At 42.1% G+C, this 16,097-nt stretch carries 12 protein-coding genes; 10 read left to right on the top strand and 2 right to left on the bottom strand.

From position 1 onward, the window contains the following. Nucleotides 1–234: 234 nt before the first annotated feature. The 4 genes from galU (at nt 235) to wecA (C9J12_RS02990) (ending at nt 5,284) form a co-directional block, all read left to right on the top strand. Nucleotides 235–1,155: a UTP--glucose-1-phosphate uridylyltransferase GalU gene (gene galU, locus C9J12_RS02975; RefSeq protein ID WP_107241345.1), complete on the top strand. Its 921-nt coding sequence runs from the start codon at nt 235–237 to the stop codon at nt 1,153–1,155. 107 nt (nt 1,156–1,262) lie between these two features. Then, nucleotides 1,263–2,363, top strand: a complete 1,101-nt coding sequence (wecA, locus tag C9J12_RS02980) for a UDP-N-acetylglucosamine--undecaprenyl-phosphate N-acetylglucosaminephosphotransferase (protein ID WP_107241346.1) — start codon at nt 1,263–1,265, stop codon at nt 2,361–2,363. Between the two features lie 173 nt (nt 2,364–2,536). Continuing rightward, nucleotides 2,537–3,877 (top strand): phosphoglucosamine mutase, encoded by a 1,341-nt coding sequence (glmM, locus tag C9J12_RS02985; RefSeq protein WP_107241347.1) that lies wholly within the window; start codon nt 2,537–2,539, stop codon nt 3,875–3,877. Between the two features lie 300 nt (nt 3,878–4,177). Continuing rightward, nucleotides 4,178–5,284 carry a UDP-N-acetylglucosamine--undecaprenyl-phosphate N-acetylglucosaminephosphotransferase gene (gene wecA, locus C9J12_RS02990; protein ID WP_107241472.1) on the top strand — a complete coding sequence of 369 codons (1,107 nt, stop codon included), beginning with the start codon at nt 4,178–4,180 and terminating at the stop codon, nt 5,282–5,284. Nucleotides 5,285–5,399: 115 nt separating this feature from the next. Here wecA (C9J12_RS02990) and wecA (C9J12_RS02995) read toward each other — a convergent pair whose 3' ends face one another. Then, nucleotides 5,400–6,467 carry a UDP-N-acetylglucosamine--undecaprenyl-phosphate N-acetylglucosaminephosphotransferase gene (wecA, locus tag C9J12_RS02995; RefSeq protein WP_107241348.1) on the bottom strand — a complete coding sequence of 356 codons (1,068 nt, stop codon included), beginning with the start codon at nt 6,465–6,467 and terminating at the stop codon, nt 5,400–5,402. Between the two features lie 352 nt (nt 6,468–6,819). Between wecA (C9J12_RS02995) and C9J12_RS03000 the strand changes: the two genes are divergently transcribed. Together C9J12_RS03000 and C9J12_RS03005 are read left to right on the top strand one after the other, a co-directional pair. Beyond that, complete coding sequence (locus tag C9J12_RS03000; RefSeq protein WP_193944636.1) at nt 6,820–8,181, top strand: MBL fold metallo-hydrolase RNA specificity domain-containing protein; 1,362 nt, start codon at nt 6,820–6,822, stop codon at nt 8,179–8,181. A gap of 103 nt (nt 8,182–8,284) precedes the next feature. Next, nucleotides 8,285–8,578: a hypothetical protein gene (locus C9J12_RS03005; RefSeq protein WP_322348855.1), complete on the top strand. Its 294-nt coding sequence runs from the start codon at nt 8,285–8,287 to the stop codon at nt 8,576–8,578. Nucleotides 8,579–8,690: 112 nt separating this feature from the next. Here C9J12_RS03005 and mnmC read toward each other — a convergent pair whose 3' ends face one another. Next, nucleotides 8,691–10,685: a bifunctional tRNA (5-methylaminomethyl-2-thiouridine)(34)-methyltransferase MnmD/FAD-dependent 5-carboxymethylaminomethyl-2-thiouridine(34) oxidoreductase MnmC gene (gene mnmC / locus C9J12_RS03010; protein ID WP_107241351.1), complete on the bottom strand. Its 1,995-nt coding sequence runs from the start codon at nt 10,683–10,685 to the stop codon at nt 8,691–8,693. 225 nt (nt 10,686–10,910) lie between these two features. On the opposite strand from mnmC, the gene fabB reads away from it, so the two are divergent. From fabB to C9J12_RS03030, 4 genes are all read left to right on the top strand, one after another. Beyond that, the gene (gene fabB, locus C9J12_RS03015) at nt 10,911–12,125 is read left to right on the top strand and encodes a beta-ketoacyl-ACP synthase I (RefSeq protein ID WP_107241352.1); all 1,215 of its coding nucleotides are present in this window, start codon (nt 10,911–10,913) and stop codon (nt 12,123–12,125) included. Nucleotides 12,126–12,552: 427 nt separating this feature from the next. Continuing rightward, nucleotides 12,553–13,719 carry a nucleotide sugar dehydrogenase gene (locus C9J12_RS03020; protein WP_107241353.1) on the top strand — a complete coding sequence of 389 codons (1,167 nt, stop codon included), beginning with the start codon at nt 12,553–12,555 and terminating at the stop codon, nt 13,717–13,719. Between the two features lie 60 nt (nt 13,720–13,779). Next, the gene (locus C9J12_RS03025; protein WP_107241354.1) at nt 13,780–14,955 is read left to right on the top strand and encodes a 4-phosphoerythronate dehydrogenase; all 1,176 of its coding nucleotides are present in this window, start codon (nt 13,780–13,782) and stop codon (nt 14,953–14,955) included. Next, entirely contained in the window at nt 14,952–15,965 is a 1,014-nt protein-coding gene (locus C9J12_RS03030) for an aspartate-semialdehyde dehydrogenase (protein WP_107241355.1), read from the top strand. The genes C9J12_RS03025 and C9J12_RS03030 overlap by 4 nt, the downstream gene beginning before the upstream one ends. Nucleotides 15,966–16,097 lie beyond the last annotated feature (132 nt).

Below are 16,097 nucleotides of genomic sequence, written 5' to 3' on the forward strand. Positions count from 1 at the left end.
GACGATATTGATGAGTGGGTAACCCCTTGTTATCCTGCTCTTTCGCTACAAGACGTTTTTCTCCTGAGCCACCTCTGAGACAGTTTGATTGTCTTAACAATGACAACACTCAATATTATACACTACCGATAAGTGGCCGCTTACCGGCAGTGGTCACCGCTATTAAAACAGCATGCTGATATGCCTCTAACTGATAGAGAGCGACAGGGTTGTTATTTTTCTTAAGGATTTTTAATGAACAAAATTACCAAAGCCGTGATCCCTGTGGCAGGACTTGGCACGCGTATGCTACCCGCAACCAAAGCCATTCCAAAAGAAATGCTGCCCATCGTTGATAAACCGCTGATCCAATACATTGTCAATGAATGTGTGGCGGCGGGGATCAAAGAGATCGTATTAGTCACACACTCATCGAAAAATGCGATCGAGAACCACTTTGATACCTCGTATGAATTGGAAGCCACCCTGGAAAAACGCGTGAAGCGCCAATTGCTTGATGCGGTGCAATCAATTTGCCCGAAAGATGTGACCATCATGCATGTACGCCAAGGCCATGCGAAAGGGCTAGGGCATGCGGTATTGTGTGCGAAGCCCTTAATTGGTGATGCGCCGTTCGTGGTGGTATTACCGGATGTGATCTTGGATGAATATACCGCGGATCAATCACGTGAAAACTTGGCGGCGATGTTAGCACGCTATGAAAGCACCCAAGCCAGCCAAATTATGGTGGAGCCGGTACCGATGCACGATGTGTCAAAGTACGGTGTGGTCGATTGTAACGGTGCCGCTCTAAAAGGTGGTGAGTCTCACCCAATGACGGCGATGGTTGAAAAGCCGGCGATGGAAGATGCCCCGTCGAATTTGGCGGTGGTAGGGCGTTATGTCTTATCTGTCAATATTTGGGATAAGCTTGCGATGACCCCCCCAGGTGCGGGTGATGAAATTCAGCTGACTGACGCGATTGATATGCTAATGGCCGATGAAACCGTGGAAGCGTTTCACATGACGGGTACATCGCACGATTGTGGTGATAAGCTCGGTTACCTGAAAGCCTTCGTAGAATACGGTATGCGTCATGAGTCATTAGGTGATGACTTTAAACAGTACCTACAAACATTAATGAAAGAAGATGACATCTTAAAACTGGTCAGCTAAATACCATTGTTCAATCAATAATGCGTTTCTAGTTTCTAGTTTCTAGTTTCTAGTTTCTAGTTATAGCAACCTTTCTACCCATTTCCCTTTTTAGTAAGTTCAGTATTATGATTAATGCATTTATCTTTGTTTTTATAACATCGTTTTGCAGCTTGTTTGCATTTCGAAAAGTCGCCAAGGGCGTAGGGTTAGTGGATAAACCCAATGCCCGTAAGCATCACCAAGGGGTGGTGCCGTTAGTGGGCGGGGTCTCTATCTTCTTTACGCTCGCCCTGACCTTTTTGGCCTTTACCGAATTAAGTCCAGCTCTCGTGTTGTTTTTAGTCTGTGCCACGATTTTAGTGGTAGTGGGTGTGATTGACGACCGTTATGACATCAGCTTTAAAGTCCGTCTGGTGATCCAGGCGGGGGTCTCGCTCGCCATGATACTCATTGGTGACAAGAGCTTGCACAGCTTGGGTTACTTCATGGGCAGTGAGGCGATTGAGTTGTCACCCATTGCCAGTGCCATGATCACTATTTTTGCTGTCATTGGAGCCATCAATGCGTTCAACATGGTGGATGGTATCGATGGCCTACTGGGTGGTTTAGCCTCGGTCACCTTTGGTGCGTTAGGCTATTTATTCCTTATCGACGGTAATACCGAATTGGCGATGGTCTGCGGATTACTGGTGACCGCCATGATCCCGTATATTTTATTGAACCTCGGTTTTCCATTGGGTCGCCGCTTTAAAGTCTTCATGGGCGATGCGGGTAGTATCTTTATTGGCTTTACCGTTATTTGGTTGTTGATTGAAGCCACCCAAGGGGTGAATTCGACGCCGATCCGTCCTGTGACGGCATTGTGGGTCATCGCTTTACCGTTAATGGACATGGCCACTATTATGGTACGTCGTATCCGTAAAGGGCAATCGCCGTTTAAACCGGATCGCGAGCACCTGCACCATATTTGTCAGCGTATTGGTCTGTCATCCCACATGTCATTGTTTGTAATTTGCCTTTGTGCATCGATAATGGCCGGCATTGGTATTTGGTCTGATATGAGTCAAATTAATGAAACCGTGATGTTTGGTAGTTTCTTGGCAGTATTTGCAGTGTATTTTTGGGTGATTAGCCACATCTGGAAAGTCACCACTTGGGTACACAAACTGTTTGGCAAAACAGGCCCTATCCAGCTTAACCTTGATGAGAGTGAAGCGGGTAAATAATCACAGAGTGTGAAATGGGTGATGAAAGAGCGATGAACCGCATAGGGTTATCGCTCTTTTTGTTTCTAGTGATCACCCGTATTCCTGCTCGAACGATTCAACATTGGCAAAGACCAATTAAGAAATAACGTCAGACGGCAATTAACATTCCACATGAAGAATAGATAATAATTATGACTAGAAAATATTTTGGCACAGATGGTGTTCGCGGCAAAGTGGGTGATTACCCAATCACACCTGATTTTGCACTAAAGCTTGGCTGGGCTGCAGGGCGTGTTTTATCACGTTTAGGTACAAAGAAAGTCATCATAGGTAAAGATACCCGTATTTCAGGTTACATGTTGGAATCTGCATTAGAAGCTGGTCTATCAGCGGCAGGGATTAATGCGGTGTTAACTGGGCCATTACCCACGCCAGCAGTGGCGTATTTAACCAAAACATTCCGTGCAGAAGCGGGCATTGTGATCAGTGCATCGCATAATCCGTATTATGATAATGGCATTAAGTTTTTTTCTGCTTCGGGCGAAAAGTTACCGGATGAGATTGAGTTAGCGATTGAAGCAGAACTTGATAAGCCGATGACGTGTGTGAGCTCTGATCTATTAGGTAAAGCCATGCGCATGGATGATGCCGCAGGTCGCTACATTGAATTTTGTAAAGGGACATTCCCATCAGAGCTTTCGTTAGCAGGGTTAAAACTGGTTGTCGATTGTGCGCATGGCGCGGCATACCACATTGCGCCAGCTGTCTTTAGTGAACTAGGTGCTGATATTCACGTGATTGGTAATCAGCCGAACGGCCTGAACATCAATGATAACTGTGGTGCGACATCGTTGGGTTTATTACAGTCGAGGGTCGTTGAAAAAGGCGCAGACTTAGGCATCGCCCTTGATGGTGATAGCGATCGCATTATGATGGTGGATAGCCAAGGTAATGTAATTGATGGCGATCAGCTATTGTTTGTACTGGCTAAACAAGCCTTGATCAAAGGTGAACTTAAAGGCGGCGTGGTGGGCACCTTGATGTCGAACATGGGCCTAGAAGTGGCACTATCGAAACTGGGTATTCCTTTTGTACGCGCGAATGTCGGCGATCGTTATGTCATGGAACAACTGCTGGAAAGACAGTGGTGGTTTGGTGGTGAGAATTCCGGTCATGTTATTTGCCGTCAGCAAGTGACTACTGGTGATGCCATTGTTGCGGCACTACAAGTGCTCGCAGTGATCATGAGCAGTGGTAAAACGTTGGATACCTTGGTGGCTGAGATGCCAATGATGCCGCAGGTATTGGTGAATGTTCGATTCAGTGGTGACACCGATCCATTAAGCTCTGAAGCGGTGCAAGCAGCATTACGTGAAGCAGAAACGGCGTTAGAAGTGGGTACAGAGACACCAACAGGTCGTATTTTATTACGTAAATCGGGGACCGAACCGTTAATACGTGTGATGGTTGAAGCGGAATCCGATGCTCAAAAGTGGGCACAACATATTGCTGATCAAGTAAAGGCAGCTTAACGAGCAATGAATCATTGAAAAGCGGTGTCTTCGAGAGAAGGCGCCGCTTTTTTCGTTTAAGGGGAAGCGTCTGATATTGCTCTTTTTTGTACTGCCTATTTATTGTGTCATGTTTTTGTAATACAGTGTAGCTAGATTATACTTATGTGTGTTTTGTTGCATATTTTTTTGTGTGGTGAGTAAATAACATTATTCTTGGTTAGCCTCTCTGGGGCTGGTTAAGAGTAATGCTATTTGCTTTCTATATGCCAAAGCGTTTGGATGCGTTTGGGCAAATTTAAAATTTATAAGGTCATTGTGATGACATCCGCATTTTTCTTTGTTTTTATAACATCGTTTTGCATGCTTTTTATCTGTCGAAAATTAGCCAAAGCGGTTGGATTGGTCGATAAGCCAAACGCCCGAAAACATCACCAAGGTGTCATTCCTTTGGTTGGTGGCGTTTCAATATTCCTGACATTGATCGTGACATCTTTTCTGTTCCCTCAACTTAAGGTTGTGTCACCACTCTTTATAAGTTGTGCCACAATTTTGGTGGTAACGGGGGTGATCGATGATCGTTATGACATCAGCTTTAAAGCTAGGTTAATTATTCAAACAATTATATCGCTAGTTATGATTGGTGTTGGTAATAAAAGCCTTCATAGCCTTGGGTACTTGATGGGAAGTGATGTCATTGAATTATCGGTAGCATCGAGTGTTGTTATTACTGTTTTAGGGATTATTGGTGCAATCAATGCGTTTAATATGGTTGATGGTATTGATGGGTTACTCGGTGGATTAGCATCGGTTACCTTTGGCGCTTTAGGCTTCGTATTTTTAATTAACGGTAATACTGATTTAGCGATTTTTTGTGGTTTAATAGTGACCGCAATGATGCCCTATATTTTACTTAATATGGGGTTTCCTTTAGGACGCCGCTTTAAAGTTTTTATGGGGGATGCTGGCAGCATATTCATTGGCTTTACGGTAATTTGGTTACTGATAGAAGCGACTCAGGGGCCTAATGTTACACCTATCCGACCTGTTACTGCATTGTGGATGATCGCGATTCCCTTAATGGATATGGCAACCATTATGGTACGTCGTATTCGAAAAGGGCACTCACCGTTCAAGCCTGACAGAGAGCACCTACACCATATATGCCAGCGTTTAGGCATGTCGAATCATATGGCATTATTTATTATTTGTTTAATGGCTTCTATTATGGCCGGTGTGGGTATCTGGGCTGATATGACACTAGTGTCGGAGTCGATTATGTTCATTAGCTTTCTCTGCATTTTTGCTGTGTACTTTTTTGTGATTAGTCATATATGGCGTATTACGACACTGGTACACCGTATTTTTAAAGGTAGAGAGCCAACGAGATCTGAACCGTCTAGCAGTGATGGTGTAACGAATCTATAACGCATTAAGTTAATGACTCGATAGCTAGAAATAGACCACAACCTACAGAAAGTCGAAAAAGTGCCTTTATTGGGCACTTTTTGCATCTTGAGGTGACTTGGGTATACTGAATTATTCATTTTGTAGGCGATGTGCTGAATGAATGTAGATGAGCAAAAAATACCGAAAGATGCGACACTAAAATAAAATACACCACAAACAAGCTTGAAAAACTAAACAACATTACTACTTCAGTGATATCATTGATTTCACTCCAAATACCAATGTATGCAAAAATTGCAGAAAAACCACATAGAATGAATAATATGAGTCGATTAGGTACCCCTAATACCTGAAGTTTATGATGAAGATGTTGTTTATCTGGTTGAAAGGGTGATCTACCATTTTGTATACGGTTTACTATAATCGTTGCCATATCCATTAATGGGAATGCGATTAACCATAAAGCCGTTACAGGTTTAAATGATGGAGAACTATTGAGTTGAGTGCCATTTAATAGCAGCCAAACAACGGTAAAGCCAATAAAAAGGCTGCCAGCATCCCCCATAAAAACCTTTAAATTCTTACCAAAAATGAATTCAAGATTTAAGATAAGGTAAGGTATTACGGCAATAATCACAATGGAACAAAAATAATAGAGTTCAACGTTATTGTTAAGCCAGAATAAATAGCCTAAAGCCGAAAATATAACAATGGTCACCCCGCCAAGTAGTCCATCGATACCGTCAATCATATTAAATGCATTCATTGCTCCTACTATTGCCAATATAGTGACTATATTGCTTAGTAGTGGTGCTAGCGTTAATTCTTTTGGGCTAAATATAGCACCTAAGTTATGTATGCTTATATTTCCAAATTGTATTGCTACTATTGATACTAGTATTTGAATAGCTAAGCGTATGTTTACCTGTACATTATTTTTATCATCAATAATGCCAGTTAAAACTAATGTTGATGAGCAGAATAAAAATACATTATATTTTATGATGAGTGCTGGATGCAAAAATAAAACCATTGATAGGGTTAGGAAAATAGAAATACCACCCACCAGAGGGATGAATCCACTGTGTGATTTTCTTAATGATGGTTTATCAACTAGGCCAACATTTTTAGCAATACGCCTTAGCGTGAAAATCAAAATAAACGATAATAAGAAAATAATAATCAACTCAATAAATATCATGAATCAAGACCTTATTAATCATGTTATCAGTCGGTATATTGACTAATGCTTTAATATCAGCTAGTTATATGTGTTCTGATACGTTTGTTTTAATTTTATTTTATCAGTATTTACTGACCAATCATTATATTGAGCTTAGTGTCAGTATTACAGGTATGTCAAAGTAAAGAGCAAAATATTCATATATTCCTATAATTATTTTATGGTGTATTAGGGGCGATTTTGTGTTTAATATTGATTAACACTTTATTTTTAAAGTTATTTTCGTGATGTGACTCGAGCAATTTTTCTTCTATTTACTTTCCACGTATCAGCTTTGGCATCATCCAGAACTTCTCAAGTTCATTAGGGGATGGCAGTGGAGATTTTACATCACGGTGCTAAGGTGGGTGTTACTGGCTCATGTCATGAAATTAAACTGGGACAGCATGGGTTACTCATCGATTGCGGTATGTTTCAAGGTGATGAATCTAAAGATGCGTTAGATATCGATTTTCCTATCGAACATATTCACGCATTGCTTTTAACCCATAGCCACATTGATCATGTTGGGCGTATTCCTTGGTTATTAGCGGCTGGATTTAAAGGGCAAATTTATGCGTCTGAGGCAACAGCAGCTTTATTACCATTAATGCTTGCTGATGGGCTGAAAATTCAACTGGGATTTAATCAGCAGCAATGCGATCAATTTACGCTATTAGTAAAATCACGTTTAAAAGCGATTCCTTATGATTGTTGGGCTCAAATTATTTTACCATCTGGCGAATTGGTTAAAATTCGATTTCGACCTGCAGGTCATATTCTAGGTTCAGCGTATATTGAAATAATGCTTTCAACTGGCGAAATAGTGGTATTTTCAGGAGATCTCGGGCCGTGTAATACACCACTCTTAGTGGATCCTATTTCGCCTCAAACCGTTGATACATTAATCATTGAAAGTACTTATGGTGACAAGACTCATCATGGTATTGAAAGGCGAGAAGCGCAGCTTAAGGAAATTATCGAGCGTTCGTTAATCGATGGTGGGGTAATACTGATACCTGCTTTTAGTGTTGGTCGTACACAAGAGCTATTGTTTGATATTGAAAATATTATTGCGGCGTCTAACGTCAAAAATGAGGCTGTGAATTGGCAAGAAATTCCGGTCATACTCGATTCGCCTTTAGCCGGGGAAATTACAGCGCAATACCGAAATTTTAAAATGCTATGGACAAAAGAAGCGAAAGAACGAAAACAACAAGGGCGTCACCCGTTGTCTTTTTCTCAATGTATTACGATTGAGCTGCATAGTGATCATCAGGCGTTAGTAAACAGGCTTAAAATTTCGGGTGAAGCTGCGATAGTAGTGGCAGCCAGTGGTATGTGTTCTGGTGGGCGGATTGTTAATTATCTTGAAGCGTTACTGCCAGATAAAAGAACCGATGTCATTATGATCGGTTATCAAGCAAAGGGCACGTTAGGGCGTGATCTCTATAGTGGCAAGCGTGTGATTACAATTAATAATACGGTTATAAACGTGAAAGCCCAAATACATACGATGTCTGGTTACTCTGCTCATGCTGATCAGGCTGACTTATTAAAATTTGTGGGGGGGATTAAACAAGGGCCCCAAAAAATTCATGTTGTGCATGGTGATAAACAGGCTCAGTTAGCCTTCGCAGAATTACTTCAACAAATAAAACCACAAGCTAAAATAGTGACTGGATTTTCTTAAAAATGATAAAAAAGTGCAATTAAAAACCAGTTTATTTTATCTCATCTATAATTATATCAGTAATTAATTTCGAACTATGTTCGTCGTTACTGATAGGGATTTAATGATGAAAGCGTGTTCAATAATTCTTTTGTTAAGCTGTATATTCACTTTTTCTGTGAATGCCGCCGATGAAGTGGTGACAAAGTCTACTGCGAATGCCGCGAATACAACAACCGAAGCCGCAGCTTCTAAAGGTACAGCCGCTGGTATTGATACAGCATTTGCTGCATCTGCGGGTGGTATAACGGCAACCGTGGTGGCTGTCGGGGTGGCGGCTATTGTTATTGGTGTTGCAGTCTCTGATTCTGGCGGTGGAGATGATCCGGCACCACCAGTAACCGCGGCTGTAAATTAAGGTGTTATAGTATTCGACGCAATGTGCTTTTTATATACGCTAGTTGCTTTTATATGCCAACTGCCTCATATGCCAGTTGCTTTATATATATTGGAGGCTAACGGCTAACCCTCTAGCTTTTACTGCCTAGTTGTTTTCCTCGTACTAATCGACGTACCCACATCCGCCCTGGGTGTAGGGCATTGAGCACGGTATGAGGCAGTGGTAATGGATCGCCACAAATTTGTGATGCCAGTAGCTCGCCCAGTAGAGGGGCTGAGCTTAACCCACGAGAGCCTAATCCTACGATGGAATACAAATTCGCATAGATAGGCACTGTTTCGGCAGTCGCTTGGTTATCTCTTAGATCTTTATACTGCTCAATTAACGCTTCATATCGACAAATATTCCCGACAAAAGGTAAGTGGTCACGACTGGCACAGCGCACACCTGCACGAGACTGATTGGCAGAGATATCAACGTTTTTAGGCCATTCAACATCTGGGATACAATGCACTAAACGTTGCTTATTGTCTTGGTGTTCTGTTTCACAAAAGGCTAAGTCAGCGCTGTTACGACGGTAACTCGCACCAATACAATGTGTTTTTGTGGTTATATTTTGCGGTGTTAAATACCCGTCATAACACAGTACTGTTTTTAACGTTGATAATGTATCGTCAGTGGGGATGTGGCTGACTTGCCCGCGCACAGAGTAAGCGGGGATCTGTTTAGCTTGTTCAAACTCAGAAAAGCGATGACCATTCGCAATAATTACTGTGTTATGAGTAAATTGATTACCCGTTGAATCGGTTAATTGCCATTGTTCATTAGTCGATTCCAAACCACAAATATCTACATCTGATTTTAACGTAAGCCGCCCTGTGTCTTGAGCTTGTTTTATTAAGGCTCGGGTCAGTTCTTGCGGGCATAACCAGCCACCGAATGGGTAGTAAACACTCGAAAAATTCGATGTTATTGCCGTTTTCTGTTTTGTTTGTTCTATATCTAATGCGTGCACCAGCTCTTGAGGGAAGTTACCTGACAGCATTTTATTAATTTTGCTGGTTGATTTTTCATCCCATGCCAGCTGTGTAACGCCGCACCAATCGTGTGAAAAGGTGCTATTCATTGCGGCTTGTTCAACAAATTGACGGGCATAGAAAAATGCAGGACCAAAGAATCGGGTTAAGCAATCATTCGATCCATTGAGCAGTGGGTAAACAGCGCCTTGTCGGTTCCCAGATGCACCTTCAGCAGGTAAAGAATCGGCACAATACAGTGTGACATTCACCCCCCGTCGAATTAATGCGAGTGCTGTTGTCGCAGAAGCAACACCGCCCCCTATAATTGCCACGTCGTTTGCATTAGTCGCAGAGGTACGTGTAAACCATGGCTTTGAGTTAGCTTGGTATTGACGTGTTTTCACGCTGCCTACAAGTAAACGGTGTGTAGGGCTAATGCTATTGCGATGATTATGGCTTTCTGCCATCTCAAAACCTGCTTCAGTCAGGTTTTGTTTAAGTACGTCTTGCTGGTTGCCCTGATGAGACGTTATGGTATGAATCGTACTGTTTTTTCGAGCTAATATTGCAATGCTCTCAGCGACTTGATGCATATCTGCTGCTTCTATTTGACTGAAGTCAGTAAACCAAGCATCTACAATACCGTCATCATTAGTCCATACTTGAGGCATAGAATCCGTTATATCACCAAACCATAAATCGAGGGTAATTAAACCATCATCAAGCACAATGCGATGGCAATCTGAAATATCTGGTGGATAATGAGCCTGAAGCTGTTGGGAAAAATGGGCGAATTCAGGCTTGGCTTCAGTGGCTTTAATAAGCTCACTTTTCGTAAGAGGGTGTTGCTCAAAGCTGATGAAGTGCAGCTCTTTCACTGTCGCGGTAGGGTTTGCTTGACGAAATTGCGTAAATTGTTGGCAAGCAGAAAGAAAGCTAAGGCTGGTACCAAAGCCTGTTTCAGCAATCACGAAGCGACGGCGCGTAAAGGCTTTCCAACGTTCTTGTAATCCATTTTGTGGTAGAAATATATCGCACAGATGGGATGGTGATATACGATTATCATTAGAATTAAGAACAGTTTGTTCAATGTGCTTGTCAGACAAGGGGAAAGCCTCGGTTACTTATTTATTTACGATATGTTTCTGAGTTTCATCTAAATTTTCATCTGTTAGTTGATAATTAGTGAAAAATCAGAGAGGGTATACCGTTAAAAATGAACGTTAATAACGAAATTATCGGCGATTGTACCCGATTGAGGGGAAAGCTGACCACTTTCTGTGAATAAACCCGTTATTATCGTCAACGTTAAATGACAGTAGGAATTCATCATGAAACGAGCCGTAATTACAGGCATGGGTATTGTATCCAGCATTGGTAACGACGTAAAAGAGGTGTTGGCATCTCTTAAAAGTGGTAAGTCAGGAATTAACTTCTCTGAGCAATTCGCAGAAAATAAACTGCGTAGTAATGTTTGGGGCGATTTGAAAATGAATCCGGCTGAACACATCGATCGTAAAAAAATGCGTTTCATGGGCGATGCAGCAGCATTTGCGTATTTGTCGATGGAACAAGCAATTGAAGATTCAGGTTTATCTGACGATCAAGTTTCTAATGACCGAACTGGCCTTGTAGCGGGTTCTGGTGGTGCGTCATCTTATAATCAGGTGGCAGCAGTAGATATTATTCGTAACAAAGGTGTGAAGCGTGTTGGCCCTTACATGGTACCTCGTACTATGTCTTCAACTGTTTCAGCTTGCTTAGCGACACCGTTTAAAATCCGTGGCGTGAACTACACAATGAGTTCTGCATGTGCAACATCTGCACACTGTATTGGTCACGCGGTAGAGCTTATTCAACTGGGTAAGCAAGATGTTGTTTTTGCTGGTGGTGGTGAAGAGCTTGATTGGTCGTTAACCATGATGTTTGACGCAATGGGCGCTTTATCAACCAAATACAACGATGACCCTTCAAAAGCGTCTCGTACCTATGATGCAGACCGTGACGGTTTTGTTATCTCAGGCGGCGGCGGCATGGTTGTGATTGAAGAGTTAGAGCATGCACTTGCTCGCGGTGCGAAAATCTACGGTGAAGTGGTAGGTTATGGCGCAACGTCTGATGGCTACGATATGGTAGCGCCATCGGGTGAAGGTGCCGTTCGCTGTATGACGATGGCAATGAAAGATCTTGATGCGCCTATTGATTACATCAACACTCACGGTACATCAACGCCGGTTGGTGACGTGAAAGAGTTGGGTGCAATTCAAGAGTTGTTCGGTAAAAATAGCCCTGCAATTTCGGCAACCAAAGCGATGACAGGTCACGCGTTGGGTGCTGCTGGTGTTCACGAAGCAATTTATTCGACGCTAATGCTGAATAATAACTTCGTTGCGCCAAGCATTAACATCGATAATCTAGACCCTGCAGCTGAAGGTTTGGATATTGTAACAGAAACCCGCGAAACTGAACTAACGACAGTAATGTCAAATAGCTTCGGTTTTGGTGGCACTAACGCGACGTTAGTGATCAAAAAATACGAAGGTTAATCATGTGATTTTGGAAGTAAGGGGGCTATACGTAATGTTATAGGCTCTTATTTCTGAAGGCAGTTTTCCGGGGTAGACACTGGCTAACCGTTTCTATTTTTACAGTAGAAACGGAACCATTCAAAGAGACGGCTTTTAGCGGAGACATCTTTCGAGTGGCTACATAGCCAGTGCCTTAAATAAACAGACGCAACATTAGCTAGCACGAATGATATTTTCTTTTTAAGGAAGTGTCTATCTCTGGCTGCTAATGCTTTTACCTGGATTTTTTCAACCCGGCTATATGCCGGGTTTTTTTATGTGTTTTTTATACTAATTAATCTATTTTTGTTTGTGTTGAAATGTGTTCACCGACTGAGTGGCTACTTTTGGCTTGTCTGTTGATGTAATATAGCACCCGGAAAATATTCTATTTTGAGGTTTAGTAATGAAGATTACTGTTGTTGGTACTGGCTATGTTGGTTTATCAAATGCAGTGCTGTTATCTCAGCATAATGATGTAACAGCATTAGATATTGTTAAAGATAAAATTGAGTTAATCAACAAAAGACAGTCTCCGATTGTTGACAAAGAAATTGAAGAATATCTAGCAGACAAAAATCTGAACCTTATTGCGACCACAGATAAAGCACAGGCCTATGCTGATGCTGAGTTTGTCATTATTGCTACGCCAACAGATTATGATCCGATTAATAATTACTTTGATACCTCATCGGTTGAAGCGGTTATTAAAGATGTAATTGCATTCAACCCTAATGCCGTCATGGTGATTAAATCAACCGTGCCTGTGGGTTATACCCAACGAATTAAAGAAGAATTAGGATGTGAGAATATTTTATTTTCACCAGAATTTCTTCGTGAAGGTCGAGCGTTATACGATAACCTTTACCCTTCACGCATCATTGTTGGTGAACGCTCTGAGCGAGCAGAAAGATTTGCTAACTTATTGGCTAATGGCGCTATTAAAGAAGATATTGAAATTCTTTTTACTGACTCAACAGAAGCAGAAGCCGTTAAGTTATTTTCGAATACTTATTTAGCATTGCGTGTGGCATATTTCAATGAACTAGATACTTATGCCGCGACGCATGGTTTAGATGCTCGCCAGATTATCGAAGGTGTGGGGCTTGACCCTCGTATCGGTTCTCACTATAACAATCCATCGTTTGGCTATGGTGGTTACTGCCTACCTAAAGATACCAAGCAATTGTTGGCGAATTATCAAGAAGTACCGAACAATATTATTGGTGCCATTGTTGATGCAAACTCGACACGTAAAGACTTTATTGCCAATTCGATTATTCAAAAAAATCCCACTGTTGTTGGTGTGTATCGCTTAGTAATGAAAGCGGGGTCTGACAACTTCCGTGCATCTTCGATTCAAGGGATTATGAAGCGTATTAAAGCGAAGGGCATTAAAGTTGTCGTGTATGAGCCGGTATTGAGTGAAAAAGAATTCTATCGCTCTGAAGTGATTAAAAATCTTGAGCAGTTTAAGCAAATGTCTGATGTTATTGTTTCAAACCGCATGGACGACGAGCTTAGCGATGTTGCTGATAAAGTATATACCCGCGATTTGTTTGGTTCAGACTAAATGTTGGCGATAAACTAGCGCTTTTCCGACATCAATCTCATTTCTTTTTCCGGAGATATAATGAAAATCCTTATCGATGAAAACATGCCTTATGCGGCAGAACTGTTTGGTCAGCTTGGTGAAGTGATAACTAAGCCCGGGCGGACGTTGTCAGCCGATGATCTCATTGATATCGACGCATTAATGATTCGCTCTGTTACCAAGGTAAACCATAACCTCATTAGCAAGGCCAATAAACTTCAGTTTGTAGGTACTGCAACAGCAGGTCAGGATCACGTCGATCAGGCATTACTCGCTGAACGAGGCATTACATTTACCTCTGCACCTGGTTGTAACAAGGTCGGTGTTGCAGAGTACGTACTGAGTGCGCTTATGGTTATCGGTCAGCAGCAAGGATTTTCAATTTTTGATAAAACCATTGGTATTATTGGTGCAGGCAACGTGGGCAGTTATTTGGCGCAATGTCTTGATGCGCTTGGCATTCGTTATTTACTGAATGACCCAATAAAAGAGCAAGAAGGGGATACACGACAATTCCATTCATTAGAGGCAATTAAAGCCCAGTGTGATGTAATAACAGTGCACACTCCGATCACTAAAGATGGTGAATACCCAACCCACCACCTGATTAATGAGGCTTTTCTTGATGCTTTGCAGCCAGATGCGATTTTGATCAATGCGGCACGTGGCCCCGTTACCGATAATCAAGCCCTAAAGAAAGCGCTTCAATTATCACAATCTGGTTTGGGTAAAAAATTAACGGCGGTGTTAGATGTTTTTGAGTTTGAACCACACGTCGATTTAGAATTATTACCTTTGTTAGCATTTGCAACGCCACACATAGCGGGCTACGGTTTAGAAGGTAAAGCACGTGGGACTACCATGGTGTTTAATCGCTATTGTGCTTTTCTAAACATTGACCAGGCGGTGGAAGCGTCTAGCTTATTACCGATAGCCCCCGTTCCCAGTGTATCGTTAAGCCGGAAGTGGGATGATGCGACGTTATTTAGCTTAATCCAATTGATTTACGATATTCGAAAAGATGATGCCTTATTTAGACGAAATATGCTGGAGACAAAAGGCAATGAAGCGCAAATGGCGACTGCATTTGATCAGATGCGTAAAAATTATTGGGATCGACGTGAATATAGTGCGATTACAGTAGCAGGAAAGGTCGATTTTGGGGTAGAGTCGCTGGCTAAATTAGGTTTTACAGTCGTAGAGGACATTCAATGAGTCAGGAATTTGATATAGCAGTACTTGGCGCAACAGACGCTGTTGGTGAAGCTATCGTTCAGGTGTTAGAAGATCGCAATTTCCCTATTCGTAATCTCTACCTACTAGCAGATGAAAATGGCGCAGGTGGTGCGTTACGTTTTAATGGTAAATCAAAGTTAGTAAAGAATGTAGATAATTTTGATTGGAGCCAAGTGCAGATTGCATTTTTCTCTGCGGGTGAAGAAGCGTCTGAACATTGGGCGCCAATTGCGACTGACCATGGCGTTATCGTAATTGATAACACCTCACTTTTCCGTTACGACCATGATGTACCGCTTGTGATCCCAGAGGTTAACCCTCATGCGATTGCTGACTACCGTAACCGTAATATCATCGCGACCCCGAGCAGTACGACGATTCAAATGCTGGTGGCGCTTCAACCTATTCATGAAGCTTACGGTCTCGAGCGTATTAACGTTGCGACTTATCAATCAGTATCTGGTTCAGGTAAAAAAGGCATTGATGAGCTAGCAGGCCAAACGGCAAAATTGTTGAACGGCCTTGCAGCAGAAACGAAAGTATACGATAAGCAAATCGCATTTAACTGTTTGCCACATATCGATGAATTTATGGACAACGGCTACACCAAAGAAGAAATGAAAATGGTGTCGGAAACACAGAAAATTTTGGGCGACGGCAATATCCGTGTTAACCCTACCTGTGTACGTGTACCGGTTTTCTATGGCTATGCTGAAGCGCTGCATGTTGAAACAAGCCAACCTGTAAACGTCGAAGAAGCAACCCGTTTATTAGACGATGCAGAAGGCATTGAAGTGTTCCATAATAACGAGTACCCGACGCAGGTGAGTGATGCGACGGGTAAAGATCACGTGATGGTGTCGCGTATTCGTGAAGATATCAGTCACCCGTGTGGTCTAAACATGTGGGTTGTTGCTGATAACGTCCGTAAAGGGGCTGCGACCAACAGCGTTCAAATCGCTGAACTACTGATTCGCGATTACATGTAAATAGAAATAGATGTGGGCAGCACGTGATGTGCTGCTCATGGCTAGAGTTCATTTTCATGATCCTTTAGGTAAAAGCGCTTTGACAGTCTTGACTTTCGTTGCGTACAAGCAACAATCATTAAAATCGACTTC

The organism is Photobacterium frigidiphilum (genome assembly GCF_003025615.1).
GTDB lineage: Bacteria > Pseudomonadota > Gammaproteobacteria > Enterobacterales > Vibrionaceae > Photobacterium > Photobacterium frigidiphilum.

What these genes read in the sequence shown, in the direction of transcription:
- galU (WP_107241345.1), top strand. Translation starts at nt 235, where the DNA reads ATGAACAAAATTACCAAAGCCGTGATCCCTGTGGCAGGACTTGGCACG.
- wecA (WP_107241346.1), top strand. Translation starts at nt 1,263, where the DNA reads ATGATTAATGCATTTATCTTTGTTTTTATAACATCGTTTTGCAGCTTG.
- glmM (WP_107241347.1), top strand. Translation starts at nt 2,537, where the DNA reads ATGACTAGAAAATATTTTGGCACAGATGGTGTTCGCGGCAAAGTGGGT.
- wecA (WP_107241472.1), top strand. Translation starts at nt 4,178, where the DNA reads ATGACATCCGCATTTTTCTTTGTTTTTATAACATCGTTTTGCATGCTT.
- wecA (WP_107241348.1), bottom strand. Translation starts at nt 6,467, where the DNA reads ATGATATTTATTGAGTTGATTATTATTTTCTTATTATCGTTTATTTTG.
- C9J12_RS03000 (WP_193944636.1), top strand. Translation starts at nt 6,820, where the DNA reads ATGGCAGTGGAGATTTTACATCACGGTGCTAAGGTGGGTGTTACTGGC.
- C9J12_RS03005 (WP_322348855.1), top strand. Translation starts at nt 8,285, where the DNA reads ATGATGAAAGCGTGTTCAATAATTCTTTTGTTAAGCTGTATATTCACT.
- fabB (WP_107241352.1), top strand. Translation starts at nt 10,911, where the DNA reads ATGAAACGAGCCGTAATTACAGGCATGGGTATTGTATCCAGCATTGGT.
- C9J12_RS03020 (WP_107241353.1), top strand. Translation starts at nt 12,553, where the DNA reads ATGAAGATTACTGTTGTTGGTACTGGCTATGTTGGTTTATCAAATGCA.
- C9J12_RS03025 (WP_107241354.1), top strand. Translation starts at nt 13,780, where the DNA reads ATGAAAATCCTTATCGATGAAAACATGCCTTATGCGGCAGAACTGTTT.
- C9J12_RS03030 (WP_107241355.1), top strand. Translation starts at nt 14,952, where the DNA reads ATGAGTCAGGAATTTGATATAGCAGTACTTGGCGCAACAGACGCTGTT.